25 protein-coding genes are annotated in these 26,473 nt (G+C 53.3%); 22 read left to right on the top strand and 3 right to left on the bottom strand.

What is annotated here, in order from left to right:
- Positions 1-45: 45 nt before the first annotated feature.
- The 12 genes from aspS to AC13CN_RS03945 all read left to right on the top strand — a co-directional run bounded on the left by aspS (position 46) and on the right by AC13CN_RS03945 (position 10,479).
- Positions 46-1,827 carry an aspartate--tRNA ligase gene (aspS, locus tag AC13CN_RS04000; protein WP_062359694.1) on the top strand — a complete coding sequence of 594 codons (1,782 nt, stop codon included), beginning with the start codon at positions 46-48 and terminating at the stop codon, positions 1,825-1,827.
- An 82-nt stretch (positions 1,828-1,909) separates the two neighbouring features.
- Positions 1,910-2,461 carry a crossover junction endodeoxyribonuclease RuvC gene (ruvC, locus tag AC13CN_RS03995; protein WP_062359692.1) on the top strand — a complete coding sequence of 184 codons (552 nt, stop codon included), beginning with the start codon at positions 1,910-1,912 and terminating at the stop codon, positions 2,459-2,461.
- Between the two features lie 68 nt (positions 2,462-2,529).
- Complete coding sequence (gene ruvA / locus AC13CN_RS03990) at positions 2,530-3,138, top strand: Holliday junction branch migration protein RuvA (RefSeq protein ID WP_062359690.1); 609 nt, start codon at positions 2,530-2,532, stop codon at positions 3,136-3,138.
- Between the two features lie 55 nt (positions 3,139-3,193).
- Positions 3,194-4,231: a Holliday junction branch migration DNA helicase RuvB gene (gene ruvB / locus AC13CN_RS03985; RefSeq protein ID WP_044630073.1), complete on the top strand. Its 1,038-nt coding sequence runs from the start codon at positions 3,194-3,196 to the stop codon at positions 4,229-4,231.
- Complete coding sequence (gene ybgC / locus AC13CN_RS03980) at positions 4,228-4,644, top strand: tol-pal system-associated acyl-CoA thioesterase (protein ID WP_301272748.1); 417 nt, start codon at positions 4,228-4,230, stop codon at positions 4,642-4,644. Before ruvB ends, ybgC begins: the two co-directional genes overlap by 4 nt.
- A gap of 11 nt (positions 4,645-4,655) precedes the next feature.
- Entirely contained in the window at positions 4,656-5,351 is a 696-nt protein-coding gene (gene tolQ / locus AC13CN_RS03975) for a protein TolQ (protein ID WP_054641207.1), read from the top strand.
- Between the two features lie 11 nt (positions 5,352-5,362).
- On the top strand, positions 5,363-5,800 hold the full coding sequence (tolR, locus tag AC13CN_RS03970; RefSeq protein WP_054645020.1) for a protein TolR: 438 nt from the start codon (positions 5,363-5,365) through the stop codon (positions 5,798-5,800).
- Positions 5,801-5,813: 13 nt separating this feature from the next.
- A complete protein-coding gene (gene tolA / locus AC13CN_RS03965) occupies positions 5,814-6,950 on the top strand; it encodes a cell envelope integrity protein TolA (protein WP_172416147.1) in 1,137 nt (378 codons plus the stop codon).
- Entirely contained in the window at positions 6,950-8,236 is a 1,287-nt protein-coding gene (tolB, locus tag AC13CN_RS03960; protein WP_054641209.1) for a Tol-Pal system beta propeller repeat protein TolB, read from the top strand. The genes tolA and tolB overlap by 1 nt, the downstream gene beginning before the upstream one ends.
- A gap of 45 nt (positions 8,237-8,281) precedes the next feature.
- Positions 8,282-8,824, top strand: a complete 543-nt coding sequence (pal, locus tag AC13CN_RS03955; protein ID WP_054641210.1) for a peptidoglycan-associated lipoprotein Pal — start codon at positions 8,282-8,284, stop codon at positions 8,822-8,824.
- A 47-nt stretch (positions 8,825-8,871) separates the two neighbouring features.
- Positions 8,872-9,684 (top strand): tol-pal system protein YbgF, encoded by an 813-nt coding sequence (gene ybgF / locus AC13CN_RS03950; RefSeq protein WP_483053029.1) that lies wholly within the window; start codon positions 8,872-8,874, stop codon positions 9,682-9,684.
- Between the two features lie 33 nt (positions 9,685-9,717).
- A complete protein-coding gene (locus tag AC13CN_RS03945; protein ID WP_062359686.1) occupies positions 9,718-10,479 on the top strand; it encodes a YciK family oxidoreductase in 762 nt (253 codons plus the stop codon).
- Between the two features lie 20 nt (positions 10,480-10,499).
- Here the strand turns inward: AC13CN_RS03945 and AC13CN_RS03940 are convergent, their stop codons facing one another.
- Positions 10,500-11,171, bottom strand: a complete 672-nt coding sequence (locus tag AC13CN_RS03940) for an HAD-IA family hydrolase (protein ID WP_074210595.1) — start codon at positions 11,169-11,171, stop codon at positions 10,500-10,502.
- Positions 11,172-11,915 (bottom strand): bifunctional 2-polyprenyl-6-hydroxyphenol methylase/3-demethylubiquinol 3-O-methyltransferase UbiG, encoded by a 744-nt coding sequence (gene ubiG / locus AC13CN_RS03935; protein WP_483053028.1) that lies wholly within the window; start codon positions 11,913-11,915, stop codon positions 11,172-11,174.
- Positions 11,916-12,120: 205 nt separating this feature from the next.
- On the opposite strand from ubiG, the gene AC13CN_RS03930 reads away from it, so the two are divergent.
- The 6 genes from AC13CN_RS03930 to AC13CN_RS03905 all read left to right on the top strand — a co-directional run bounded on the left by AC13CN_RS03930 (position 12,121) and on the right by AC13CN_RS03905 (position 21,378).
- A complete protein-coding gene (locus AC13CN_RS03930) occupies positions 12,121-13,413 on the top strand; it encodes a nucleotide sugar dehydrogenase (protein WP_044630062.1) in 1,293 nt (430 codons plus the stop codon).
- A gap of 9 nt (positions 13,414-13,422) precedes the next feature.
- Positions 13,423-14,256, top strand: coding sequence for a hypothetical protein (locus AC13CN_RS03925; protein WP_483053027.1), 834 nt, complete (start codon positions 13,423-13,425; stop codon positions 14,254-14,256).
- Between the two features lie 66 nt (positions 14,257-14,322).
- Complete coding sequence (tamA, locus tag AC13CN_RS03920) at positions 14,323-16,173, top strand: autotransporter assembly complex protein TamA (protein WP_483053026.1); 1,851 nt, start codon at positions 14,323-14,325, stop codon at positions 16,171-16,173.
- 48 nt (positions 16,174-16,221) lie between these two features.
- The gene (gene tamB / locus AC13CN_RS03915; protein WP_483053030.1) at positions 16,222-20,217 is read left to right on the top strand and encodes an autotransporter assembly complex protein TamB; all 3,996 of its coding nucleotides are present in this window, start codon (positions 16,222-16,224) and stop codon (positions 20,215-20,217) included.
- 16 nt (positions 20,218-20,233) lie between these two features.
- Complete coding sequence (gene msrA / locus AC13CN_RS03910; RefSeq protein WP_287147952.1) at positions 20,234-20,851, top strand: peptide-methionine (S)-S-oxide reductase MsrA; 618 nt, start codon at positions 20,234-20,236, stop codon at positions 20,849-20,851.
- An 11-nt stretch (positions 20,852-20,862) separates the two neighbouring features.
- The gene (locus AC13CN_RS03905) at positions 20,863-21,378 is read left to right on the top strand and encodes a c-type cytochrome (protein ID WP_083602206.1); all 516 of its coding nucleotides are present in this window, start codon (positions 20,863-20,865) and stop codon (positions 21,376-21,378) included.
- Positions 21,379-21,399: 21 nt separating this feature from the next.
- Here the strand turns inward: AC13CN_RS03905 and can are convergent, their stop codons facing one another.
- On the bottom strand, positions 21,400-22,047 hold the full coding sequence (gene can / locus AC13CN_RS03900; RefSeq protein ID WP_074210590.1) for a carbonate dehydratase: 648 nt from the start codon (positions 22,045-22,047) through the stop codon (positions 21,400-21,402).
- A 164-nt stretch (positions 22,048-22,211) separates the two neighbouring features.
- Between can and gorA the strand changes: the two genes are divergently transcribed.
- The 4 genes from gorA (at position 22,212) to AC13CN_RS03880 (ending at position 26,265) form a co-directional block, all read left to right on the top strand.
- Positions 22,212-23,594: a glutathione-disulfide reductase gene (gene gorA, locus AC13CN_RS03895; protein ID WP_074210589.1), complete on the top strand. Its 1,383-nt coding sequence runs from the start codon at positions 22,212-22,214 to the stop codon at positions 23,592-23,594.
- A gap of 228 nt (positions 23,595-23,822) precedes the next feature.
- Positions 23,823-24,401, top strand: a complete 579-nt coding sequence (ectA, locus tag AC13CN_RS03890; protein ID WP_062359677.1) for a diaminobutyrate acetyltransferase — start codon at positions 23,823-23,825, stop codon at positions 24,399-24,401.
- Between the two features lie 110 nt (positions 24,402-24,511).
- Positions 24,512-25,780: a diaminobutyrate--2-oxoglutarate transaminase gene (gene ectB / locus AC13CN_RS03885; RefSeq protein ID WP_074210588.1), complete on the top strand. Its 1,269-nt coding sequence runs from the start codon at positions 24,512-24,514 to the stop codon at positions 25,778-25,780.
- Positions 25,781-25,869: 89 nt separating this feature from the next.
- Complete coding sequence (locus tag AC13CN_RS03880; RefSeq protein ID WP_044629107.1) at positions 25,870-26,265, top strand: ectoine synthase; 396 nt, start codon at positions 25,870-25,872, stop codon at positions 26,263-26,265.
- The last annotated feature ends 208 nt before the right edge of the window (positions 26,266-26,473 follow it).

The following is a 26,473-nucleotide window of genomic DNA, read 5'->3' as shown; positions in this document are numbered from 1 at the left end:
AGGCTCAAGACAACTTAATTGCCACGAAACAGAACAGGATGTGACATGCGCAGCCATTATTGCGGCCAGCTTAACGAAACATTGGTGGATCAAACGGTCACCGTTTGCGGTTGGGTTCACCGCCGTCGTGACCACGGTGGGGTTATCTTTCTCGACATGCGTGACCGTGATGGTATCGCTCAGTTTGTCGTAGACCCCGATACCGCCGAGGCGTTTGCTAATGCCGACCGTGCACGCAGCGAATATGTTCTGCGCATTACTGGTCGTGTTCGGCTGCGTCCTGAAGGCACCCAGAACCCCAACATGCCCACCGGCATGATTGAAGTGCTGGCCAAAGAAGTTGAAGTACTGAATAGCGCAGCGACACCGCCTTTCCAGCTTGATGAGCATGGCAAAGTCGGTGAGGAAGTGCGTCTGAAACACCGCTATATTGATCTACGCCGCCCGGATATGATCGAAAAACTGCGGCTGCGTTCGCGTATTTCTCATAACGTACGTGCTTACCTAGAAAACCAAGGCTTTCTAGATATTGAAACGCCTGTGCTGACACGAGCCACACCTGAAGGTGCCCGGGACTACCTCGTGCCTAGCCGTACTCACGCGGGCAGCTTCTTTGCACTGCCACAGTCTCCCCAGCTGTTTAAGCAGCTGCTGATGGTGGCGGGTTTTGACCGCTACTACCAAATCGCAAAGTGCTTCCGCGATGAAGACCTGCGCGCTGACCGTCAGCCTGAATTCACACAGATCGATATCGAAGCCTCTTTCGTGGAAGAAGACGACATCATGGGTATTACCGAAGCCATGATTCGTCAACTGTTCCAGGAAGTGCTGAGCGTCGAACTGCCGGAATTCCCGCGTATGACCTGGCAAGAAGCCATGGATCGCTTTGGTTCGGATAAACCCGATCTGCGTATTCCGCTGGAGCTCACCGACGTTGACGACCTGATGCAGCAGGTTAGTTTCAATGTGTTCTCAGGGCCGGCCAAGGCAGAAGATGGCCGCGTGGCGGCTCTTAAAGTGCCGGGCGGTGCCAAGCTTTCCCGTAAAGAGATCGACGAATACACCAAGTTCGTAGGCATCTACGGCGCTAAAGGCCTTGCCTGGATCAAAGTCAACGAGCGTGCCAAAGGGCTAGATGGCCTGCAGTCGCCGATCGTTAAGTTCATGGAAAACGTGGTCGAAGAGCTGCTTGATCGTGTCGGCGCTGAAGATGGTGACATTATCTTCTTCGGTGCGGATAAAGCGCGTATCGTCAACGAAGCCATTGGCGCGCTGCGTGTCAAGCTGGGTGCCGACCTGAACCTTTACACTCAAGCCTGGGCGCCGCTGTGGGTCGTTGACTTCCCCATGTTCGAAGCCGACGACAATGGCCGTCTAAGCCCGCTTCACCACCCGTTTACAGCGCCCTCCTGCTCGCCGGAAGAGCTGAAAGCAGACCCGGCTAAAGCGCTTTCTCGCGCTTATGACATGGTGCTTAACGGTACCGAACTGGGTGGCGGCTCTATCCGTATTCACAATCAAACCATGCAAAGCACCGTGTTTGAAATTTTGGGTATTGGCGAAGAGGAAGCGCAAGAGAAGTTCGGCTTCCTGCTGGATGCCTTGCAGTACGGCGCACCGCCCCATGGCGGCTTGGCCTTCGGTCTGGACCGCTTAGTCATGCTCATGGCCGGTGCGAAAACCATTCGTGAAGTCATCGCCTTCCCGAAAACCCAAAGTGCTGCTTGTTTGATGACCGATGCACCGGGTGAAGTCAGCGCTGATCAGCTCAAAGAGCTGAACATTCGCTTACGCCAAAAAGCCAAAGCGGAAGCAGCGGGCGAGTAAGACCGCCTTCACGTTTTGACGAGTACAACACCGACGCTTAGCGTCGGTGTTTTTGTTTTAGGCAGTGCCAAGAGAAAAATCCATGGACGAAAAACAGCTGGCGACCACGGTCAGAATTTTAGGCATTGACCCAGGCTCACGTATCACCGGTTACGGCGTGATTGATCTAATAGGCGTGAAGCCTCGCTATGTGGCCAGTGGCTGCATTCGTACGGCTGATGGTGCACTGGAGCAGCGTTTGGCGCAAATATATGCCGGTATTAGCGAAGTGATTGGCCTGCACCGCCCTGATGCTGTTGCAGTAGAGCGGGTTTTTATGGCTAAAAATGCTGATTCGGCCCTCAAGCTAGGCCAAGCCCGCGGCGCAGCATTGGTTTGTTTGGCTAACCATGGGCTGAGTATCGCGGAGTACGCCGCTCGGCAGATTAAGCAAGCGGTAACCGGGCAGGGCGGCGCTGATAAAAGCCAGGTGCAGCATATGGTCACCACGCTGCTCGGCCTGTCGGCGACACCCCAGGCAGATGCCGCCGATGCACTAGCCATTGCACTGACCCACGCTTTTGCTGGCAACGCCCTGGTGGCGGCGACTCCTTCACGCAGTAAGCGCCGCTCATCAGGGCGATGGCGGCTCTAGGCATTACTGGTCATCTGTACAGAGTGGCTTTATAGTGGCTGCTGTTTTGATTGGCTGCGAGGCATATGATGATTGGACGTTTAACCGGCCTGTTGTTGGAAAAACAGCCGCCCTGGATGGTGGTAGATGTGCATGGCGTTGGTTATGAGCTTGAAGCCTCCATGAACACCTTTGTAGCGCTGCCCGCTCCCGGCGAGCAGGTGTCACTCTATACCCATCTCACCATCCGTGACGATGCGCATTTGCTCTATGGGTTTGGGCGAGAGCATGAGCGAGCGCTGTTTCGCGCCTTGATCAAAGTGAATGGCGTAGGGCCGAAACTTGCGTTAGCGATCCTGTCGGGTATGGATGAAGATGCCTTTATGCGCTGTATCAGAGATGACGACAGCAAAGCGCTGACAAAACTGCCAGGCGTTGGTAAAAAAACGGCGGAGCGGTTGATTATCGAAATGCGTGACCGCTTTCCTGAGTGGGAGCATGGCAACGATGCGCCGTTGGCTCTTGAAGCGACAAGCGGGCGAGCTGCTCCAAGGGATCATTTGGCGGATGCCGAAGCAGCCCTGGTGAGCTTGGGTTATAAGCTGACAGAAGCGACGAAAATGTTAGCCGACGTCGACCCCAATCAAACTACCGAAGCTTTGATTAAAGCCGCGTTAACCAAACGCATGTCCGGTTAGACCAGCACGAGTGCAATAGCGTGTACTCATTAGTCAGCACTCTAGAAGAGTCTTTATGTTAGAACACGACCGATTAATTGCCGCTGAGCCAGAGCAGGGCGAAGTGCGCATCGACTATGCTATTCGTCCGAAACATCTCAAAGACTATATTGGCCAGCCTCGGGTTCGCGAACAGCTTGAGATTTTTATTGGAGCAGCCAGGCTACGCGAAGAGAGCTTAGACCACACGCTGGTGTTCGGTCCGCCAGGCTTAGGTAAAACGACGTTGGCGAATATTATCGCTACTGAAATGGGCGTGGGACTTAAATCTACTTCTGGCCCGGTGCTGGAGCGCGCGGGGGATCTCGCCGCTATGCTGACCAATCTTGAACCGGGCGATGTGCTGTTTATCGATGAAATCCATCGCCTCTCGCCCGTGGTGGAAGAGGTCCTTTATCCCGCGATGGAGGACTTTCAGCTCGATATCATGATTGGCGAAGGGCCCGCCGCACGTTCTATTAAACTTGACCTGCCCAGATTTACGCTGGTGGGCGCCACCACTCGTGCGGGGTTGTTGACCTCACCGCTGCGTGACCGCTTTGGTATCGTTCAGCGTCTTGAGTTTTATAACCTGGAAGAGCTGACCGAGATTGTCGCCCGCTCAGCACGGCTACTAGGCGTTGAAACCAGCCATGAAGGTGCCATTGAAGTAGCGCGCCGCTCCCGTGGTACGCCGCGTATCGCCAACCGACTGTTGCGCAGAGTGCGGGATTACGCCGAAATAAAGGGCGATGGCGTTGTGGATGTGACATTAGCGGATGCGGCGCTCAATATGCTAAATGTCGATCACCACGGTTTGGATCACATGGACCGCCGTTTACTGCTGGCGATGATCGACAAATTCGATGGTGGCCCGGTGGGCGTTGACTCACTCTCTGCCGCCATCGGTGAAGAGCGCGATACCATCGAAGATGTGATTGAACCTTATCTGATTCAGCAGGGGCTAATGATGCGTACACCAAGAGGCCGTGTAGTGACTCGTCAAGCCTGGCTGCACTTTGATAAGACGCCCCACGAACAGTCAATTGATGTTGAGGGAGAACGTCGGCCATGACGGGCGAATTTAGCATACCAGTGCGTGTTTACATGGAAGATACTGACGCCGGTGGAATTGTCTACTACGTTAACTACCTGAAGTTTATGGAACGGGCGCGCAGCGAGTGGCTAAGAGAATTAGGCCTTAACCAGCAAACGTTGCTAGACGAAGGTACACAGCTAGTGGTATACCGCATGGCCTGCCACTATGCCAAACCCGCACGATTGGATGAGGCACTGACGGTAACTGCCAACATTGTGGAAAAAGGTCGTTGCCGGATGACATTTGAACAACTGGTTCGGCGCGACGAGGAACTCTTGTGCTCCGCAACAGTCGAGATAGCCTGCTTAAACGCTACGACACTGCGTCCAAAAGCGTGGCCATTGTCGCTTAACACCACACCCCAGTCGAAAACGACATTAATTGATTGATGAGGGCAACTGTGAACGATAACACCATGTCCATTCCCCACTTAATAATGAGTGCCAGCATTGTGGTACAGCTGGTCATGCTGCTGCTAGTGGTGGGGTCAATCCTCTCATGGGTGGTGATCTTTCAGCGCAGCATTGCGCTACGCCGAGCCAAGCAAGAGTACAACCAGTTTGAAGAGTCGTTTTGGTCAGGTGTTGACCTAAACGAGCTCTACCGTGAAATTCCCGCTGATGCCCCTCGTCATGGAGCGGAGCACATTTTCCAGGCAGGTTTTCGGGAATTTAACCGCCTGATGCCTAAAACCCGCAGTGCCGATACGGTACTGGAAGGTGTCCAGCGCAGCATGCGAGTCGCCTGGTCGCGGGAAGAAGACCGCTTGACCCAACATCTTGTTTTTCTGGCAACGGTTGCCTCCGCCAGTCCTTATATCGGCTTATTTGGTACGGTATGGGGCATTATGGGCTCATTCCAATCGCTTTCCATGACCCAGCAAGCCACACTAGCGACTGTTGCACCCTGGATTGCAGAAGCGCTGATTGCCACGGCAATGGGACTTTTCGCAGCGATTCCCGCTGTTATTTTCTACAACCGTCTATCCAATAACGCTTCTCGCTTACTGGGTAAATATGAAGACTTTGCTGAAGAGTTTCACGCAATCTTGCACCGTAACTTGCAAGGACGTGACGGCAAACCTAGCGCTAGTTAAGGGAGTCTGCCATGCAAGGTCCGTTCAATCGTAGTGGCAAAAGCAAGCCGATGGGGGAGATCAACGTTGTCCCTTTTATCGACGTGATGCTGGTACTGCTTGTCATTTTTATGATTACTGCTCCCATGCTGACACAAGGCGTTCAAGTAGATCTGCCTCAAGTCACCTCTGAGCCTATTGAAACCCAGGAAGATAATGACCCGATCATCATCTCGGTAGATCGCGATGGCGGCTACTTTATTACTCTGGGAGAAGATTCGACGGCGGTTTCTCTGGAGCAAATGTCGGAGCGAGTGACTGCTATTCTTCAGCGTCGTCCCGGTACGCCTGTGATGGTGCGCGGAGATCGCAATGTGCCTTATGGCCAGATTGTGCTGCTGATGAGCACACTGCAGAGTTCGGGTGTCGCCAACGTAGGGCTGCTCTCAGAGCCGCCCCAAGATGGTTAAGGGCGAGTCGCACATGGCTGTAAAACCACCGCGTGACCCACAAGACGTTGGCTACACGTGGCCAACGATTTTGGCTGTTGCCGTGCACTTGCTCGTGGTTATCTTTAGCTTGGTCAAGCTGCCCAGCATGTCGGCGGAACCAGACTCTTCTTCGATCGTACAAGCGACGTTCGTGAGCACGGAAACGTTCACTGATCAGGCCCAGCAAGTCACTGAGCAACAGGCCGCAATGAACAATGCCTCTGAACCCGAAGAGCCCGATCCAGAGCCGCCTAGCGATGAGCCTTCCGCGGCGGAGCAGCAAGCTGCCGCCGAGGCAGCCCAGCGCGAAGCAGAAGCTGAGGCAGCGGAACAGGCTCGCGCGCTAGAACAAGCCCAAGCAGAAGCTGAAGCCGAAGCCCAGCGTCGCGCAGAAGAAGCTGAGCGATTAGCCGAACAGCAAGCGGCAGAAGCCCAAGCACGTGAAGCGGAAGAGCAGCGTGCGCAGGCAGAGGCCGAAGCCCAGCGCCAGCGTGAAGCGGAAGCAGAGCGTGCACGGGCGGAAGCCGAGGCTCAGCGCCAACGTGAGGCTGAAGAGCAACGCGCTCGGGAAGAAGAGGCCCAACGTGCCCGTGAAGCAGAAGCCCAACGCCAGCGCGAAGCGGAAGAACAACGTGAGCGTGAAGCCGAAGCACAGCGCCAGCGGGAGGAAGAAGCTCGTCGCCAACGGGAAGCGGAGGAGCAGCGCGCTCGCGAAGCAGAAGCCCAGAAACAGCGTGAAGCAGAAGAGCGTCGTGCTGCTGAGGCAGCCGAAGCGGCCATGCAACGTCAGTTAGCAGGCGAGGCAGAAGCGGCCGCTAATGCACAGCAGGCCCAACAGGCGGCAAACAGCTTTATTAACATTGTCCGGCGTGCTGTAGAGCAAGCGTGGGTTATCCCTCCAGGAGCGAGCAACGCAATGAGTGCTACGATACAAGTGAGGCTTGGTCCATCGGGTGAGCTACTAGCGACCTCTGTCGCTTCATCCAGCGGTGATAGTGCTTTTGATCGCTCAGCTATGCAGGCGGTGGAACATGCAGCACCGTTTGGCGAGTTACGTGACTTGTCAGCGGAACAGCAGCGTACTTTACGTCAATTTAATCTGCGATTTACCCCGGGGGATGTTCGCTGATGCAAACGTTAAGCAAAATGTGGCTTTTTTGCGTACTGCTACTAATCAGCAGCGTAGCAAGCGCTAATTTAACCATTGAGATAACGCGTGGTAGCGATCAGGCGTTGCCTATCGGGGTCGTGCCATTCGCAGGCAGCGAAGGCCTACCTGAAGATGTCGCGCAAATTGTACAAGACGACCTTGAACGTAGCGGATTTTTCGCACCGCTAGAGCGTAGTGCTATGTTCGACCGTCCAAGCCAAGCGTCTGACGTAGAGTTTGGCACTTGGAGATCGCTGGACGTGCGTTATCTCGTCGTTGGGCGCGCGCAGCAGACAGGCAACGGTTATGAGTTGCAGTTCGACCTGGTCGATATTAGCGGCCAACGTCCCATGATCAGTGAAACCGTGACTGCCAGTGGCAACGACCTTCGTGGTGCGGCGCACTACATCAGTGACCAAATTTTCGAGGCGATTACCGATATTCGCGGCGCTTTCTCAACCCGCATTGCTTACGTTACGGCTCAGGGCCTAGGCGATAACATGCAGTTTGGGTTGTATGTGGCTGATGCCGATGGCCGTCGAAGCCAGCAGGTGCTGACCTCGGATCAGCCCATTATGTCGCCCGCTTGGTCGCCGGATGGCCGCAAGCTGGCGTATGTCTCTTTCGAAACAGGCAAGGCGTCTATCTACATCCAAGACGTTAATACAGGTCAGCGCGTTCAAGCCACCTCATTTGGTGGTATCAATGGTGCGCCAACATGGTCGCCAGATGGCCGTCGTATCGCCATGTCGTTATCCAAAGACGGTCAGCCAGAAATTTACGTGCTGGACGTAGCTAACCGTTCGCTGGACCGTATTACTAACAGCAACAGTATCGATACCGAGCCCGCGTGGTCTCCTGATGGTCGTAGCTTGATTTTTACGTCGGATCGCAGCGGTGGCCCGCAGATTTATCAAACCTCGTTAGGCAGTGGAGAGACCAACCGACTGACCTTTACGGGCAACTACAACGCCCGTGCACGCTTTTCGCCAGACGGTGAAGAAATCTTTTTGATTCACCGTTCCAGCCGCGGTTTTCAAGTGGCGAAGCAGAATCTTGAGAGTGGCCGCTTAGTGGTATTAAGCGAATCAACAAGAGATGAATCTCCTAGTGTTGCGCCGAACGGGACCATGGTAATCTTCGCTACCCAACAGGGTGGTAGCGGAGTACTAAGTGCCGTTTCAGCCGATGGCCGCTCGTCATTTAGGTTGCCCGCAGCACAAGGTGATGTACGTGATCCCGCGTGGTCACCTTTCTTAAATTAATAGATGAACAGCACTAACTTCTGTTTTCATGCAAGGAGTCTGATTATGCAACTTAAGCCGTTGGCTCGCTCATTAGCAGTCGCTTTATCTATCGTAGTTATCGCTGGCTGTTCCAGCACCGGCGGAACCCAAGACGGAGACTCGTACGGAAGCCAGGATGGCAGCAGTATGGGGTCTAGCACGTCTGGTGTTGGCACTAGTGGTCAGTATGGCTCAACGTCAGGTTCTGGCGCTGCTGGTCAGCAGGCGGATTCTCGTATTCCTGAAGTACGCACTATTTACTTCGATTACGATCGCGATACCATTAAGAGCGAATACGAATCTGTGGTAATGGCTCATGCGCGCTACCTGCGTGCTAACCCGAACGCCCGTGTTGTTCTTCACGGTCACACCGACGAACGCGGTACCCGTGAATACAACATGGCGCTAGGTGAGCGTCGTGCGGGAGCCGTACAGCGTTTCCTGAATACTCAGGGTGTATCTCCTTCACAAATGAGCGTGGTTAGCTACGGTGAAGAGCGTCCGGCAGTGAGTGGCCAAAACGAAAGCGCCTACTCGCAAAACCGTCGCGTCGTCTTTAACTACTGATAGTATTGGCGTGCCCTGGCACGCCAACTGTATCACTCGGAGCTATCATGAATCACAGTCTCAAACGCTATTTTGAGAGGCTGTGCGGTGCGGGAGCCATAGCGCTCCCGCTGTCCGTATTGCCCTTATCACTACTGCCTGTGTCCGCTCTTGCTCAGCAGCCGCTCGTTCAAGACCTCTCCTCAGGTTCGTCCAATAGCTTTTATCAGCAAACTCAGCGACAAGAGCCTTCAGGCGGTAACCTTGTGCTCTTTAACCAAGTCCAGGAGCACCAGCAAGAAATTCAGCAGTTACGTGGTCAAATTGAAGAGTTACGCCACCAGCTGGAGCAACTGCGCAATCAAACACAGCAGCAGTATTTAGATATCGAAGACCGCTTGATGACCAGCAGTGCACCAAGCCAGATAGAGCAGGCGACTCCTGATGTTGAGCCTGAAGCGGCTGAGCAGGTTGTGCAAGCGCCTTCCGCCCGTAATGTAAGTGAAGACGCACAAGCGGCTTATCAAGCTGCATTTGCCCACGTTCAGGCGCGCCAGTTTGAAGATGCTATTGCGGCCTTTGAGTCCTTTGTGGCCGACCACCCAGAAAGTAGCTTGACGGCGAACGGCCATTACTGGCTGGGCGAACTTTATGCTGCAGAGGGTGAGTTAGATGCAGCTGATCAAGCCTTCACGCGCGTTATTGAGCAGTACAACGGTAGTACCAAAGTACCCGATGCACTCTACAAGCTCGGCTTGGTTAAGGCGCGTAAAGGCGAAGCAGAGCGTAGCCGCGAGCTGTTGGAACAAGTGCGGGATGACTATCCCCAAAGCAGTGCCGCTGGGTTGGCCAATGACTTCTTACGCCAGTCGGCGGGTTAATACCGTTTACTTTTTTAGCTTCAAGGAAACCTCATGAGCTGCAAAATCGACTATCAACCAGCGCCCAATCTGCTAGAAAATCGCGTCGTGTTGGTAACCGGTGCGGGAGATGGGATTGGCCGCGCGGCGGCATTAACCTATGCCCGTCATGGGGCTACCGTTATATTGCTAGGCCGCACTATTGCTAAACTTGAACGCGTTTATGATGAAATTGAAGCGGCTGGCGGGCCACAGCCGGCTATTTTTCCGCTCAATTTTGAAGGGGCGACACTCAAAGATTTTCACGATATGGCAGAAACGCTGGATAAAGAGTTTGGCCGTCTAGATGGGTTATTGCACAACGCTGGGCTGCTTGGCCGCATTACTCCGTTCGAGCAGTATAATCCCGAACTGTGGGGTCAGGTAATGCAGGTCAATATCAATGGTCCCATCTGGATGACTCAAGCGCTGCTGCCATTGCTCCAGGCGTCTGATGATGCATCGGTTATCTTCACTTCCTCCAGCGTTGGCCGTAAAGGGCGTGCGTATTGGGGTGCCTATTCTGTGTCAAAATTCGCCACAGAAGGATTTATGGAGGTGCTGGCTGATGAATTAGAGAATCAGACGAATGTTCGAGTGAATACGCTGAATCCAGGTGCTACGCGTACCCAAATGCGCCGCACTGCTTACCCAGGTGAAGATCCGTTTACACTGCGTACGCCTGAAGAGGTCATGCCCACTTACCTATGGCTGATGGGGCCTGATAGTAAAGGCGTTAGCGGCCAGAAGTTTGATGCCCAGCCGCCACGCGTCTAACGTTTCCACACTGGCGAAGGCTAATCAGTGCGGTGGTCATGAAGAGCGGCTACCAGCTCATCACACGTTGTAAACCACAGGTCGGCAGGCCAGCTCTGGTAGTCGTCTTCTTCACTGATATAGCCATAGCCCACGGCGACAGCCGTCATACCGGCTGCTTTAGCCGCTTGCATATCGCGAACATGGTCGCCGATATACCAGCACGCCTCGGGGGAAACACCGAGGCGTTTTGCTGCTTCCCAAAGCGGCTCAGGCGCAGGTTTTTTAACACTTAAGTCATCAGCGCAGAGCAACGCCCCTGGCGTTAGCGCCAGCGCTTCCAAAAGCGGCAAGGTATAGCGCCGCGGTTTATTAGTCACAATTCCCCAAAGCCGCTCTTCACTGTGCCACTGCGTTAGCCACTCATTTAACGGCTCGAAAAGCTTGCTATGGACCGCCACTGCTTGCTCGTAAGCATCCAGCAAGAACTGCCTTGCCTCATCATGCTCGTCACTACCGCTTTCAAGGCCAAGCGCCAGCGTGACCAGGGCGCTGCCACCATTAGACACTTGCCCACGTATTTCCTGGAACGGCAGAGCCGCTAAGCCGTGATGGGCTCTTAACGCGTTAGTTGCAGCAGCCAAGTCGGGGGCGGTATCTACCAATGTGCCATCTAAATCAAACAGTATCGCCTGGGGGGAGGACATCAACATTTACTCGCTCGCTTTGCGGCAGTACATCATGTAATTGACGGATACATCATGAGGAACCAGACGATAGTGCCGTGTAATAGGGTTATAAGTAAGTCCCGTTTGCTCACGCACCTCAAGAGATGCCGCACGCGCCCAGTTCGCCATTTCGGAAGGGCGAATAAATTTAGCGTAGTCGTGGGTACCACGGGGCAGCAGCTTCAACACGTATTCGGCCCCTAGGATGGCAAAGGCGTAAGACTTCGGTGTGCGGTTAAGCGTTGAGAAAAATACATAGCCTCCAGGGCGAACCAGTGTACTGCAGGCACGGATAACCGAGGCGGGGTCGGGTACATGCTCCAACATCTCCATGCAGGTCACCACATCGTAGTGCCCGGGCTCTTCAGCGGCTAAACCTTCAACGCTGATATGCCGGTACTCTACCGTAACGCCACTCTCTTCAGCGTGAAGCCGCGCCACCCCTAGCGGTGCTTCCCCTAGGTCAATGCCCGTCACGCTGGCTCCTCGATGGGCCATCGATTCGCTCAAAATACCGCCACCGCAACCTACATCCAGCACTTTCTTACCAGCCAGCCCAGCCCGAGCATCGATAAAGTCCAAGCGCAGAGGGTTAATATCGTGAAGCGGTTTAAATTCGCTCTCTGGATCCCACCAGCGACTGGCAAGTGCTTCAAATTTCGCAACTTCTGCGGCATCGACGTTGTCTTGATAGCGGCGAGTGGTGCTATCCTGAAGTGTCACTGGCATGGTGTAACCCCCATCGGCAGTTGGTCTTGAGTGAAATGAATATGGTTTGCCATTTCGCGGTGGTTAGCGGCAAGGTGGCATCCACTCAAACGTTGAGTATTATGGTTATTCTAACCACTCCTGACGCGAAACGCATGGAAAGGAACTCAGCATGACGCCTAACACTTTATTTTATCGGCGCTTATTGGCCAGGGAGAGCATCTGAATGCGTGTATTGCTGCATGGTAGTGAATTAAGCGCCGCAACTGCGGCGGCGGCGCTTGCTTGGGTAGGTCATCACGTTGACTGGTTACTCCACGAGAGCGTTCCGTGGCCAACGCTGGCCAGTGCTGACTGGCTACGCCGAGAACCATCGCTGATGGCACAGATTGAGCAAGCTATGGCAGCAGGCAACTTAACCATCGTTGCTACTCCTGACGTCTCTGAAACGCCTGATATTGTTTGGTTAGCGCTTTCTCCTAGTCAGCGTCAGTCAGCCAATTCGCTTTTACAACACCCAATGTTTCAGGAATACAGCGGCGCGGTGCTGGTCAATAATTCAACATTCCCAGTGGGCGAGACCGAGCGTTTGCATTCGCTAATGGGACACCAGCATAGCCGTGTGGCACTGCCTGACACTCTGGAAGAAGGGCGAGCCTGGCTCTCTTTTACTCGTCCAGTGCGCTGGCTGCTCGGGTGCGATGACGCCATGGGTGAGCAAGTGACAAGAGAGCTACTGCGTGCCTTCAATCGTCGTAGCGAAGTGTTTCAATGCATGCCTTGTCGTGCCGCTGAACTGACCAAGCTGGCCATCAATGGTATGTTGGCTACCCGTATCAGCTATATGAATGAAATTGCAGGTCTTGCCGATACGTTAGGAGTAGACGTTGAGCATGTACGCCAGGGTATGGGCGCAGATACGCGGATAGGGTTTGAGTACCTTTATCCAGGATGTGGCTTTGGTGGCCCTAACTTCTCGCGTGATTTGATGCGCTTAGCCGATGTTCAGTCATCCAGTGGTCGCTACTCGGCGCTGCTTGAGCAGGTGATGGACATCAATGAGCAGAAAAAAGAGACGCTGTTCAGAAAGTTGTGGGGATTTTTTGAGGGTGATTTAGCAGGCAAAACGGTAGCGATATGGGGTGCCGCGTTCAAACCAGGCACCGCCCGGATTGATCATGCACCGGTGTTAACGCTGCTTGAAGCGCTCTGGGCACAGGGAGTCACGGTCAAACTACACGACCCGGCGGCTATTCCAGCGCTCTACTCGGCGGTTGGGCAGCGGAATGATTTAATGACGTTCGAGGATGATCCTTATCTTGCCTGCCAGGGTGCAGACGCCCTGATGCTAGTGACCGAATGGAAAGCCTACTGGAATCCTGACTGGCACCGCTTAGCCTCACTGCTACGCGAAAAGCTAATATTGGATGGACGCAATATCTACGACCCCACTTTTGTAGCCAGCTGCGGCTTACATTATCGGGGAATTGGACGACGCGCCGATCCAACGACGCCCTAAGGAAAACATATGTCCGATGCCACTTCATCTCAGCGTATTGTTCCCGACGTGGATCAAAGCCTGACAGCACAGCACTTACGCCATCGCAGGGGGCCGCGATTATGGCCGCTTTGGCTCGTATTGATTCTGTTGATGTTGCTATTAGGCGCAGCAGCAGTAGGGGTTTGGTACGAAAGAGAGAGGTTGCTAGCAGAAGTGCATCGTGTGAGTGGTGAGGTGTCTAATCTTCACGCAAGGCTCGACTCCGATGACACAGAGGCCCAAGATGCGATAACCTTTGTACAAGCTCAGATATCCACTCTATTCCAAGAGCAGGAGCAGCTGGCTGTGGCATTGACTAATACGCGTGAAGAGCTCTACGGGCTTCTCACAGAAAATGAAGAGCTTGTATCAAATGAGGCCCTTGAGACATTTTCACAACGATTCGAGCAATTTCAGGAGCAAGCAGCCCTTCGTGATAGCCAGCTAGCCGCTATTCGGACATCGCTAGATGCCTTAGAGCAAGCGGGTACCTCTGGTAGGCAAAATTTAGTGGAGGAGGTTACTCATTTAGAGGAGGTCATCAACCAGCGGCTCGATACCATGGAGCGCCAGGTAGCCAGCGACCGAACCGCTACTGAAGAGCAATTGAGTATCTGGCGGGAAAATATCGAGCAGCAGTTAACGCAGCTCTCTTCTACTGTCGCTGAAGTTAATACTCAAGAAGAGCCTGCTAGCCAAGCTGAATTAACAGCGCTGGAAGCGCAGTGGACCCAGCGCTTAAACACGCTTGAGAGCGACTTACGGCAGGTCCGGCAGGCGCAGCTAGCCTTTAGTGCGCAGATGGAAATGCTGCGCAATTAAATAGCAGCATCACGATGTGGAATAAACAAGCCACTAAGCCGGTGATAGGGTTAGGGATATAACGGTATGGGAAGACAACGGCGGTGGCCTACGGCCAAACAAGTGGCGTATTTACTGGTGCTGCCGCTGATGTCTGCTTCATCGGTCTCTTGGGCCCTTGAAGCAGACATCAGCGGTGTTGATGGGCGTGTGCTAGTTAATATTGAGGCCTATTTAGAAAATATTGAGGCCGACCAGTACACCGATGCCCGCTTGGAAGGTGAAATACGCCAGCGCACGCAAGAAGCCATGCGAGTATATGGCTATTACGAACCTGATATTACTGTCGAGCTAGATCAGCCGCCCATCGCCGTGCGTATTGAATCAGGGCCTCAGGTAGTGATTGAAGTACTCGACATCAGTATTGCAGGGGATGCGAACAATGACCCCCCTTTCCAAGACGCGCTTGATGATTTTCCTTTAAAGCAGGGGGAACCGCTGCGTCATGCCCCCTGGGACAGTCTACGTAGCCAGTTTGCCGGTCTAGCTATTGAGCGGGGCTACTTCGACTGGGGGTTTTCAGATCGACGGATGGAAGTGCGCCCTTACTTGGAAAGCGCTCGCCTCTATATGGCCTTTGATAGCGGGCCACGCTATCACTTTGGCGATACATTTATTACGGGCAGCCATATTGAACCTGAGCGGCTGCGACAAATGCAGACGTTTCGTGCTGGTGAGCCTTACCTAGCGGAATCCCTGGCCCGCTATAATCAGCGTTTAGCTGAAACAGGATGGTTTAGTTCTGTCTCCGTACGGCCCCGGCTGGAAACAGCTCAAGAATTGACAATCGCTCCGCCGAGCGGAGGGTCGCCCTGGTGGAACGAAGCCACTGCATCGCAGCCTGAACGCTCTAGAGTAAGTAGCGCAGCGCTTGCCAGTGCTCTCAGTATTAACAGCCGTGACGATACCCGCTTGCCCATCGATGTCAGTGTCGAGCCGGCAGATCGCCACCAGTTTGAGGTAGGTATAGGTTATGCCACAGATGTAGGCCCACGCCTGCGTTTTGGCTGGCAGCAGCCATGGATCAACCGGTTTGGTCACAGTCTGGATCATGATCTCTATCTTTCTGCCCCTGAACAGCGTTTTACGGGGGTATACAATATTCCGCTAGAGGACCCGATACGGGATAACTACCGCCTGCAGTATGGCGTGCGCAATATTGACGATGGCGACACAAAATCCTTGGAAGGCGCCGTAGAAGTGGCTCGGCGTTGGGAATTTGAGAACCGTTGGGTACAAACGCTCTACTTCCGCACAACGTATGAAGACTTTACCCAAGGCGGCCAAGCTGATGAGGTTTGGCTGTTTTATCCAGGGATTCAGTGGTCGCGAACCCGCACTCGTCCTCAACGTTTTCCTCTGTGGGGCGATCGTCAGCAGTTATCGATTGAGTACTCTGACAGAGCCTGGGGGTCTGACGCCAAATTCACCCGGCTAACCGGCGATACCGAATGGATTCGCACCATCGGCAATGACAACCGCTTTTTAGCTCGATTAAGCATTGGCGCTATCGAGACCAGTGACTTTGACAAGCTTCCGCCATCGCTGAGTTTCTTCGCAGGCGGTGATCGCAGCGTACGCGGTTACTCCTACAAGAGCTTGTCACCGCGTAATGAAGAAGGCCGCTTGCGTGGTGGCCAACAAATGCTGACCTCCACATTAGAGTATCAGCGTCGTGTTACGGGAGACTGGTGGGGCGCCACCTTTATTGATACAGGGGATGCGTTCGATAATTGGGGCCCGACTGGCCTTAAAACAGGCGCGGGCGTGGGCGTGCGCTGGGTGTCTCCCGTCGGCCCGATACGTTTCGACATCGCACATCCCTTTGATATCGACGACGCTTTCCGCGTGCACTTTTCGATTGGTCCAGAATTCTAGGAGAGCTCTTTGGCTAAGGTTGATTCAAAAGCGCCCCAAAACCGTCAGATGCTCTCACCTAAGCGCCGTACTTGGTTAGCGTTCTGGAGCCTGTTACGCCTTATCATCGTATTGCCGTTATGGCTGTTTGGGTTAATTGCCTTAGTTGCCGGGGTGGCGCTCTCCCCTTGGGGAACCGGGCAGCTGTTTTCCCAAGGTGAACAACGTGGTTTTTTCACCTACGAGCAGCAAGAGGGCGCGCTACTGGACAGCTTTCGTCTGCAAGGCTTTCAAATGGCTGTTGGTGGCACTCAAATTACGCTAGCGGATTTTGAGCTTGCCTGGGCAGAAGATTGCTTGCTATCCGGTCAGTTATGCTTAGACACGCTACGCGTTGAAGGTGCAGATATTCGCTTAGCTGAAAGCTCAGCAACCGAGGAGCCGCCACAGGAAAGCAATGCACCGTTCAGCATTTATCTGCCGTTTCCGATTGAACTGCGCGATATCGCTCTCAATAACGTACAGCTGACGCTGGCCGACGGTACACAAGTGGGCTGGGAAGCATTTGCTACTTCCATAACCGCCGAGCAGCAGCAAGTCACTATCGCACCTACCACACTGGAAGAGCTTTCTCTCTACTTGCCGCCATCTCCCGGCGTGCTGTTGACGCAAAAGATAGATACATCGCTAAACGCCGCCGGTATAGACGGCGCTATTCAGCTAGCTCAGCCGGCGAAGCCTGCGGCTGACAATGAGGCTATTGCCCTTAGCGAGCGTGAGCGGCTTACGCTTCCCGAGATTCAGCTGCCGATTAACGTAGAGCTGGCATCACTGTTAGTCACTGACGTAACAATAAGTGGCGCTGCTGAGTATCAGGTTGAGCGACTGCTTGTAGAAGCTCGGGCCGAGGGCAGTGACATAACGCTAAGCACTCTGGAGCTTGCCACACCTGATGCTGACGCCACCTTATCTGCCAATGTCACTCTAAGCGGCGACTACCCACTGGATGCTGCGGTTCGTGCAGAACTATGGCTACCCGAGTTATTCCCAGCACTTAGCGGTGAGCAGGTGGCACTGAATCTTTCTGGTAGCCTTGCTGACCTGACCGCGAATCTCAACGCAACCGGGCCCGTTAATGCGTCATTGACTGCGCAAGTAGATGCGTTAGCTCCCACGCTCCCATTTGAAGCGCAACTAGAGAGCGACCGTTTGCAGTGGCCGCTATTTGACAACAGCGAGATTCCAGAGGCGTCATCGGAAGAACCTGCCACTACAGCTGAGAGCTACGTGCTGGAAAACCTTAGCCTTGGTGTCAACGGCAGCCTGGAGGCCTATCAAGTAACGCTTGAAACGAATGCCGAAGGCCCACAAGTGCCTGCCACCGCCATCCGTTTGAGTGGAGAGGGCGATTTAGCCTCTTTCCATTGGTCACCTCTCACCCTCACTATTAATGATAGTGCGCTTAGCAGCGAGGGCCGGGTAAGCTGGGAAGAGGCGATTGAGGTCGATACCAACGTGCGCTTGGAAAATGTAGATCCATCGCTGTTTGTTCCGCAGCTAGCTGGCAATCTAAGTGGTGATATCGTCGCCAGCGTACGCCAGCGCGGCGAGCGCTGGGACATTAGCCTGCCGGAGCTAGATATCCAGGGGCAGCTACAGGAGTACCCACTCACACTCAAAGCTTCTCTTGAGGCTAACAGCGAACTGGAAGTTGATATTGAAGAGCTGCTCTTTACCCAAGGTGATAACCGTCTAACGGCATCAGGACAACTCAGCCAAGAGGCGATGTCTCTTGAGGCCAATATCGCGCTGAATCAGCTCCAAAGCTTACATCCTGATCTAGCAGGGACATTAACCGGTGATATTCAAGCCCAAGGCAGTTTCTCCCGGCCAGAAGTGGTAGTAGAGCTGAATGGTCGCAGTTTACGCTTTGCTGAAAATAGGCTAACTACGCTCTCTCTATCGGGTAATGTCGAGGGTCTTGACGACCCCGATCTCAATATCGAACTGGATCTGCAAGGCGTTAATGCAGGTGGGCAAGCGCTAGCGTCGGTCGCCCTTGACCTCACCGGGCGACTTTCCGAGCATGCCTTGCAACTCAGCACCACAGGCGAAGCCGATAACGTTCTGAGCCAAGCTAATTTGGCCTTAGACGGGCGCTTTAACCAGCAGACTCAACAGTATCAGGCGCGATTAACCCCGCTGGAAGTTGATTCAGAAGCGGGGGACATTCGCTTGGAAGCGCCGCTGGATATCACTTACAACCTTGCTAGCGGCCAGGCACGCTTAACACCTTTCTGCCTGCGTCGGTTGCAGGGTGGCCTCGTATGCTCTGAAGAGCCCATTACCGCGTCATCCGACCAGGGGCGTGCAGTGCTGAGTGTTCGCGAAGTGCCCATGGAGATGCTGGAACCTTTCTTGCCAGAGGAGTGGAGCTTTGAAGGTGATACCACGGCGGATCTAGTAGCCAACTGGGGGCAGGGAGGCGCCCAGTGGCAAGCCAATCTTCAGCTGCTCAGTGAGTTAGCCATCACGGCAGTCAATGATTATGGTCAGCCAGTAGAGCTTCCCACTATTAATCTGGATGCGAAAATTGAAGCCAATCAAGCACAGGCCCAAGCGGATGTACTGCTTGCTCTGTCGGAAGCAGGTGAGCTTACGCTTAATCTAGCGGTAAACGACCCATTGGGTCAGGGAGCGCTTGATGGTCAGCTACGGGCAAATAACATCACGTTAGCACCCTATCGCCCTATGTTGGTGGGTATGGATGAGCTTGAAGGCGGCTTAAATGGCAGCGTGCAAATTGGTGGCACCACAAGCCAGCCTGATTTACAGGGTGAACTAGCCTTACGCAGCCTGCGTATTAGCGGGCCCGATATTCCCATTACTATTGTGGATGGCGAGCTGGCGGTAGCCTTTGATGGCGAAGAGGGAAATATAGACGGTTTTCTCGCTGCCGAGCGAGGCCGGCTTTCGATTAGCGGTAACGCTTATTGGCCTACCGATGAAGCGTGGCGTATTGGCATAGACCTAAACGCAACTCAAGAGCCTTTGTTGGTGGTATTACCGCAGTTCGGTCGCCTGGAAGCCGCGCCAGATATTCGCATTCGTATTACCCCAGAGCGTCTGCAGGTACGGGGCAATGTGGATCTTCCCTGGGCTCGCTTAGAGGTGGGTGATCTACCTTCGTCAGCAACATCGCCAAGCCCGGATGAAATTATCATTACCGAGCGCGATGATCGTGAGGCTGAACGACAAGCACGTCTTGCGGCAGAGGCTGGGAATGATCCCAGTGCAGCTGATGAACTGGCAGACACCGGTATGGCTCTGGATGTGCTGATTACACTGAATCTTGGGCGCGATATGCAAATTTCCGCCTATGGCCTGGAGTCAGGATTGGGCGGTAGCCTGGAGATTCGTCAGGATAGCGGAGCGCTTCAGCTGTTTGGCGACGTCAACTTAGTAAATGGTCGTTTCCAGGCATTCGGGCAAGATCTGTTGATTCGTCGTGGTCAACTGATCTTTAGTGGTCCTCCGGGCTTGCCAGTGCTAGATTTTGAGGCCATCCGCAACCCGGATGTCACCGAAGATGATGTGATTGCGGGGCTGCGCGTAACAGGCGATGCCGAACAGCCCAATGTGATGATCTTTTCAGAGCCCGCGATGGACGAGACCCGTGCGCTATCGTATTTGCTACGCGGCCGCGCGCCGGATGCTTCAGGCGGTGGTGTTGATAGCGCACTAACCACTGCGCTCATTGGTATGTCCCTTGGCCGCACCGGTGGGGCCGTTGGCTCTATCGGGGAAGCGTTTGGGATTGATGACCTGACACTTGATACCACTGGGGCGGGTGACGACAGTCAGGTAGCGGTGAGTGGCCAACTGTCTGATGATCTTCGCATTAGCTATGGCGTAGGTATTTTCTCTCCAATTGCAGAACTAACCTTACGCTATACGCTATGGCGGAACCTGTATCTACAGGCGGTGTCTGGTGCTAACCAAGCCGTTGACCTAATTTACACGTTCACGCGCTCAGGCGATCCTTATATTTATCCGCAGCAATAGAATAGAAGAGGGTGTTATGACGCTATTTACGAAACATCAAGCACCAGAAGGGCGCGATACACCCATTGAGACCAGCGACCTTCATACCATTACCGGACACTCTATACACCCACCGTTTCCTGAAGGTTATGAGGAAATTGTGTTGGGTATGGGATGCTTCTGGGGGGTAGAACGGCTGTTTTGGCAGCAGCCGGGGGTGTATGTGACGGCAGCGGGCTATGCTGGGGGCATCACACCCAATCCAACGTACAAAGAGACTTGTACAGGCTTAACAGGGCACGCCGAAGTTGTCAAAGTGGTGTATGATCCACAACGGGTAAGTCTGACCACACTGCTGAACATCTTCTGGGAACAGCACGATCCTACGCAAGGTAACCGTCAAGGTAATGATATTGGTAGCCAGTATCGCTCTGCTATTTTCACCACTACCGAGGCCCAGCTGGCGGCTGCTAAGCAAAGCGCAGAGGCGTTCCAAGCAGCATTGCAACGCGCAGGCAAAGGGCGTATCACCACAGAGATCAAGCCACTCGACGTGTTCTATTACGCCGAAGCGTATCACCAGCAGTATTTAGATAAAAATCCTGGCGGTTACTGCGGTTTAAAAGGTACTGGTGTTACGTGTCCCATTGGTTGAGGTCCAAAAATATGCTGCTTCATCGCCCCCTTCAAAGTCAGGTTGCCCGTTCTGCCGGAACCTTCGTGGTGTTCGGTTTATTTAGCCTTGGGGCTCACGCTGAACAAGCGCCCGCAATGCCACAATCGGTTGATGACACACCTTTTGGTAGTGAGCGTGAAGCAGTTATCTGGCGACAGGATGAGCTAAAAGATCTAGAACGCCTGCTTCGTCAGCTGCGCTTTGACTTAGTCAATAATCAAGACGCTCGTGGTGCAGCCCCGCGCCTAGCGGAGCTGCAGGAGAAGGCTACTCAAGCCCACTTATTACCCGCATTTATTGCTGGAACCCATGGGCGAGGCTCTGATGCGAAACCAGAAATATGGGAAGAATGGGATGACTTTTCCGCTGGGTTTGTCGATTTGGAAGAGAAAGTAGGTGTCTTAATAGACGCTGCGGAACAGGAAGATTATCGAGCAGCTACACGGGCTTTTTCTGAGGTGGGTCTTAGCTGTCGAAGTTGTCACCGTGCCTACCGCTACGATTAACGAAGCGGTAGGCATCAGCGTTTAGTCGCTGGATTGAACGCGATCAATGCGATAAAGCGTTTCAACCTGCTCAAGACCACTGATAGTGCAGTTTAAATCCTTCACGCGACCGTCGCTCAGGCCGTATACCCAGCCATGTACCGAGATGGATTGGCCGCGCTGCCAAGCGCGCTGAAGGATTTTAGTGCGGCACAAACTGTTGACCTGGGCCTTCACATTCAACTCACACATGCGATCAATTTGATCTTCAATGGGCAAGTGATCGAGTGTGTCTCGATGGCGGTTGTACTGTTCACGGACTGAGTGAAGCCAATAATCTACCACGCCACATTCACCACCCGTGACAGCTGCTTTAATACCACCACAGCCATAATGCCCAACAATCATGATATGGCTTACATTGAGGACATCCACCGCATATTGAACAACCGACAGCGCATTCATATCGGTGTGGTGGAGAAGGTTAGCGACATTGCGATGCACAAATACTTCGCCTGGTGGTAGCGCAATAATCTGGTTAGCCGGTACACGGCTGTCCGAACAGCCAATCCATAGATAGTCGGGGTTTTGCTGGCTAGAAAGGCGTTTGAAATAGTCCGGATCCTCTTCACACATCCGTTCAGCCCAAACGCGATTATTATCCAGCAGCGTAGCAATTTGATCAGACATCGAATCTCCGTGAGATAACATTATTCAGGGGTTGAGGGAGTCCATGCGTAGCGCAGCAGCATTTTTGTTACAAGGTAGGGCGTTTTAACCCCCCCTTGCACAGAAGGTCAATCTTAGCGCTTACCTTAGCAGAGGGTAAGCACGGCAGTGGATAGGAGATAACCATGTCAGCGGATGCTGCATATGACTTCGATTTATTTGTAATTGGAGCGGGCTCAGGTGGGGTTCGCGCGGCACGTATGGCAGCAGCTACCGGCGCACGCGTTGCTGTTGCGGAAGATCGCTATTTAGGCGGTACTTGTGTCAACGTGGGCTGTGTACCCAAAAAGCTATACTCGTATGCTGCTCATTTTCATGACAGCTTTGATGATGCGGCAGGTTTTGGCTGGCGGCTGGCCTCACCAGCAACCTTCGATTGGCCTACGTTAAGAGATAATAAAACCAGCGAAATCAAACGGCTTAACGGCATCTACCAGCGCATGCTAGAAGGCGCAGGGGTAACACTGTTTAACGCTCGGGCCCGCGTTGTTGATCCGCACACAGTGACACTAACCAATGCAGATGGCGAAGTGAGCGTCAGCGCCGAAAAAATCTTACTCGCGACAGGCGGCTGGCCCTGGGCACCCGAGTTTCCAGGGAGCGATCTTACCTTAACCTCTAACCAAGTATTTGACTTAGATAGCTTTCCTGAAAGGTTTTTAGTACTGGGTGGTGGCTATATTGCCGTCGAGTTCGCCAGTATTTTTAACGGATTGGGCAGCGAGACACATTTGATTTATCGAGGAGACCTGTTTTTAAAAGGGTTTGACCAGGAAGTCCGCGAGTTCACGTGTGATGAAATGGCCAAAAAGGGCGTTAACCTCCATTTTTCTGCCAACATTGCGCGCATTGAACGGAAAGAGGGTGCTCTGCAGGTTGAGCTAACCACTGGGGAAACCTTAGAAGTGGATGCGGTGCTTGCCGCAACTGGGCGCAAGGCGAATACAAGCGGCCTGGGTATCGATGTACTGGGGATTGAGCTAAACAGCGAAGGCAAGCTGTCCGTGAATGAGCGTTATGAGACGCAGATTCCTTCAATACTAGCTTTGGGTGACCTAATCGCTGGGCCTGAATTAACGCCCGTCGCTCTGGCAGAGGCGATGCAACTGGTGGATATTCACTTCCATAAAAAAACGCCTAGGCCATTGGACTATGACACCATTCCTACTGCCGTTTTCTGTCATCCCAATATCGGTACGGTCGGCTTATCTGAAGAGGCGGCTAGGGAGAAGTTTTCCAAAATACGGGTCTACCGCACTGATTTCAGAGCCATGAAGCACACGCTTTCCGGTAGCCAGGAGCGCATGTTGATGAAGCTGATTGTCGATGACGCCAGCGATGTTGTTGTCGGTGCTCACATGGTAGGTGAAGAAGCAGGCGAGCTGATTCAGGGTATTGCCATCGCCGTTCGAGCAGGCCTTACCAAAGAAGATTTCGACCGTACGGTAGGCATTCACCCCACTGGGGCCGAAGAGTTCGTCACCATGCGAACCCCCGCACGCTATTAACGTTATTGATCAACGACTAAAGGCGAGCTTCGGCTCGCCTTTTTTGTCTCGCGCATCGGTATCACTGATCTAAACTCTGATGGTAGCCAGAAACTTGATGCTAGAGTACGTAACGCTCGTTTGATAACCAAAAATTATAGAAGATGCGAGGATGAATAATATGGTTTTTGAATTGCTCATAATCAGCTGTTATAATGATTCTCAAATTCGCTACAGCGAAGCATAACCATGAGTACGCCTATTAAGCCTTTTACACCTTCTGCCGAGCTGGCTCGCCCAACCGTTGCTGATGCCGTGGTAGGCCATGCCGAAATGCCGCTTTTTATTCGTAAGCCCAATGCTGATGATGGTTGGGGGATTTACGAACTCATCAAAGCGTGCCCGCCGCTCGATGTTAATTCAGCCTACGCTTATCTGCTGCTAGCAACGCAGTTCCGCGATACCTGTGCTGTGGCTACCAACGAAGAGGGTGAAGTAGTTGGTTTTGTATCCGGTTATGTCAAAGATAATGCCCCTGACACCTATTTTTTATGGCAAGTCGCCGTAGGTGAAAAAGCTCGGGGCACAGGTCTGGCACGCCGTCTGGTGGAAGCGATTATGTCGCGCCCTGAACTTGACGACGTTCACCACTTAGAAACCACGATCACCCCTGACAACCAAGCATCGTGGGGGTTGTTCCGTCGCCTAGCTGCACGCTGGCAGGCACCTTTGAACAGCCGTGAATACTTTTCGACAGAACAGCTTGGGGGAGAGCACGACCCGGAAAACTTAGTACGTATTGGGCCATTTCAAACCGATCATATTTAACGGTTGGTAAGTAATACCCTATAGGCTTGTTAAACCGTTTTCCCGCTCGTGTTGCCTTAGCTATCACTGTTTTACTCGCTTGGCTTACACACTTAATAAGGAGGTCGCTAATGCAGACCCAAACATTCGAACGCATGGAATCCAATGTTCGTACCTATTCACGCTCGTTTCCTGTTGTCTTTACCAAGGCACAGAATGCGCGGCTGACCGATGAGAATGGTCGTGAATATATAGATTTTCTCGCCGGTGCTGGCACGCTGAACTACGGTCATAACAATCCGCATCTAAAAGAAGCGATGATTGACTATCTCTCCAGTGGTGGGGTGGTTCATGGCTTAGATATGTGGACAAGCGCTAAGCGTGACTACCTGGAAACCCTAGAGAACGTCATTCTGAAGCCCCGTGGACTTGATTATAAAGTCCACCTGCCTGGCCCGACCGGCACAAATGCAGTGGAAGCGGCCATCCGTCTGGCCCGTGTTGCTAAAGGTCGCCATAACATTGTGACCTTCACCAACGGCTTCCACGGTGTGACCATGGGCGCCCTGGCAACCACCGGTAACCGTAAGTTCCGCGAAGCGACGGGTGGCATCCCTACACAAGGCGCAAGCTTTCTGCCATTTGATGGCTACATGGGTGAGCATGCCGACACGCTGGACTACTTTGAAAAGCTCTTAAACGATAAGTCAGGCGGCTTAGATATCCCAGCGGGCGTGATTGTTGAAACTGTGCAAGGCGAGGGCGGTATCAACGTCGCAGGCCTGGATTGGCTCAAGCGCCTAGAAAGTATCTGTCATGCGCATGACATCCTTCTCATTGTGGATGATATCCAGGCAGGCTGTGGTCGCACGGGTAAATTCTTCAGTTTCGAGCATGCAGGCATTACGCCAGACATTGTCACTAATTCGAAATCGCTCTCAGGCTTCGGTTTACCGTTCGCACATGTGTTGATGCGTCCTGAGCTCGATAAGTGGAAGCCTGGCCAGTACAACGGTACGTTCCGTGGCTTTAACTTGGCGATGGTGACGGCGACCGCAGCGATGAAAAAGTATTGGTCTAACGACACCTTTGCGCGTGATGTTCAGCGTAAAGCGCGTATCGTCGAAGAGCGCTTCCAAAAACTGGCCGCTATGCTGACAGAAAATGGCATGCCGGCGACCGAGCGTGGTCGTGGTCTGATGCGCGGTATTGACGTGGTATCTGGCGATATCGCCGATAAGATCACCAGCCATGCGTTTGAGCACGGTCTCATCATCGAAACCAGTGGTCAGGATGGTGAAGTGGTTAAGTGCCTTTGTCCGCTAACTATTCCGGATGAAGATCTGCTGAAAGCCTTAGATATCCTTGAAGCGTCAGTTAAGTCTGTTATTAAGGCATAGTGTAGCGTTACGCTAAATCGTCACACGCCATTACGTCCCTTACAGGAATAGGCAGCCAACAGCTGGCTGCCACGCAACGGAGCACGTTTATGATCGTTCGTAATCTCGAAGAAGCACGTAAAACAGATCGCCTGGTCACTGCTGAAAACGGTAATTGGGACAGCACGCGCCTTGTTCTGGCCAACGATAATGCAGGTTTCTCTTTCCATATCACCCGCATTTTTCCTGGCACTGAGACGCACATTCATTACAAAAATCACTATGAAGCGGTATTTTGTTATGAAGGTGAAGGCGAGGTAGAGACCCTGGCCGACGGCAAAATCTGGCCGATCAAGGCGGGCGACATCTACCTGCTGGACCAGCACGATGAGCACCTGCTGCGCGGCAAGGAAAAGGGCATGACCGTAGCTTGTGTCTTTACTCCGCCAATCACTGGTAACGAAGTCCATCGTGAAGACGGCTCCTACGCAGCGGCAGACGACTAAGCACTACTGTATGCTAAGTACTACTGTATAATCCGTATGAAAGCAGCCTAGCAAAATGCTAGGCTGCTTTTTGTTTGCCCGGCGAAGCCGGCAAACCCGGCCATCTGAAAGAAGATGGCGTCACCCCGACTGAGGGGAAGACAATCCGACTGGCAAGGGCGTCACTGGCCAACGGTGGGGTCTGAAGGAAGCCATAGGAAGTTAACGG

The sequence above is a fragment of the Vreelandella sp. L-25 genome (assembly GCF_056857535.1).
Note: the sequence above shows the minus strand (reverse complement) of the source record. Positions and strands in the feature narration are given on the sequence as shown.

Bases quoted from the DNA above. Each gene is read 5' to 3' on its own strand.
- AC13CN_RS03925 (WP_483053027.1), top strand. From the start codon at position 13,423: ATGTCCGATGCCACTTCATCTCAGCGTATTGTTCCCGACGTGGATCAA.
- ubiG (WP_483053028.1), bottom strand. From the start codon at position 11,915: ATGCCAGTGACACTTCAGGATAGCACCACTCGCCGCTATCAAGACAAC.
- AC13CN_RS03945 (WP_062359686.1), top strand. From the start codon at position 9,718: ATGAGCTGCAAAATCGACTATCAACCAGCGCCCAATCTGCTAGAAAAT.
- aspS (WP_062359694.1), top strand. From the start codon at position 46: ATGCGCAGCCATTATTGCGGCCAGCTTAACGAAACATTGGTGGATCAA.
- tamA (WP_483053026.1), top strand. From the start codon at position 14,323: ATGGGAAGACAACGGCGGTGGCCTACGGCCAAACAAGTGGCGTATTTA.
- can (WP_074210590.1), bottom strand. From the start codon at position 22,047: ATGTCTGATCAAATTGCTACGCTGCTGGATAATAATCGCGTTTGGGCT.
- AC13CN_RS03930 (WP_044630062.1), top strand. From the start codon at position 12,121: ATGCGTGTATTGCTGCATGGTAGTGAATTAAGCGCCGCAACTGCGGCG.
- ectB (WP_074210588.1), top strand. From the start codon at position 24,512: ATGCAGACCCAAACATTCGAACGCATGGAATCCAATGTTCGTACCTAT.
- pal (WP_054641210.1), top strand. From the start codon at position 8,282: ATGCAACTTAAGCCGTTGGCTCGCTCATTAGCAGTCGCTTTATCTATC.
- ybgC (WP_301272748.1), top strand. From the start codon at position 4,228: ATGACGGGCGAATTTAGCATACCAGTGCGTGTTTACATGGAAGATACT.
- AC13CN_RS03880 (WP_044629107.1), top strand. From the start codon at position 25,870: ATGATCGTTCGTAATCTCGAAGAAGCACGTAAAACAGATCGCCTGGTC.
- AC13CN_RS03940 (WP_074210595.1), bottom strand. From the start codon at position 11,171: ATGTTGATGTCCTCCCCCCAGGCGATACTGTTTGATTTAGATGGCACA.
- ybgF (WP_483053029.1), top strand. From the start codon at position 8,872: ATGAATCACAGTCTCAAACGCTATTTTGAGAGGCTGTGCGGTGCGGGA.
- ectA (WP_062359677.1), top strand. From the start codon at position 23,823: ATGAGTACGCCTATTAAGCCTTTTACACCTTCTGCCGAGCTGGCTCGC.
- ruvB (WP_044630073.1), top strand. From the start codon at position 3,194: ATGTTAGAACACGACCGATTAATTGCCGCTGAGCCAGAGCAGGGCGAA.
- tolA (WP_172416147.1), top strand. From the start codon at position 5,814: ATGGCTGTAAAACCACCGCGTGACCCACAAGACGTTGGCTACACGTGG.
- gorA (WP_074210589.1), top strand. From the start codon at position 22,212: ATGTCAGCGGATGCTGCATATGACTTCGATTTATTTGTAATTGGAGCG.
- tamB (WP_483053030.1), top strand. From the start codon at position 16,222: ATGCTCTCACCTAAGCGCCGTACTTGGTTAGCGTTCTGGAGCCTGTTA.
- AC13CN_RS03905 (WP_083602206.1), top strand. From the start codon at position 20,863: ATGCTGCTTCATCGCCCCCTTCAAAGTCAGGTTGCCCGTTCTGCCGGA.
- msrA (WP_287147952.1), top strand. From the start codon at position 20,234: ATGACGCTATTTACGAAACATCAAGCACCAGAAGGGCGCGATACACCC.
- ruvA (WP_062359690.1), top strand. From the start codon at position 2,530: ATGATTGGACGTTTAACCGGCCTGTTGTTGGAAAAACAGCCGCCCTGG.
- ruvC (WP_062359692.1), top strand. From the start codon at position 1,910: ATGGACGAAAAACAGCTGGCGACCACGGTCAGAATTTTAGGCATTGAC.
- tolB (WP_054641209.1), top strand. From the start codon at position 6,950: ATGCAAACGTTAAGCAAAATGTGGCTTTTTTGCGTACTGCTACTAATC.
- tolR (WP_054645020.1), top strand. From the start codon at position 5,363: ATGCAAGGTCCGTTCAATCGTAGTGGCAAAAGCAAGCCGATGGGGGAG.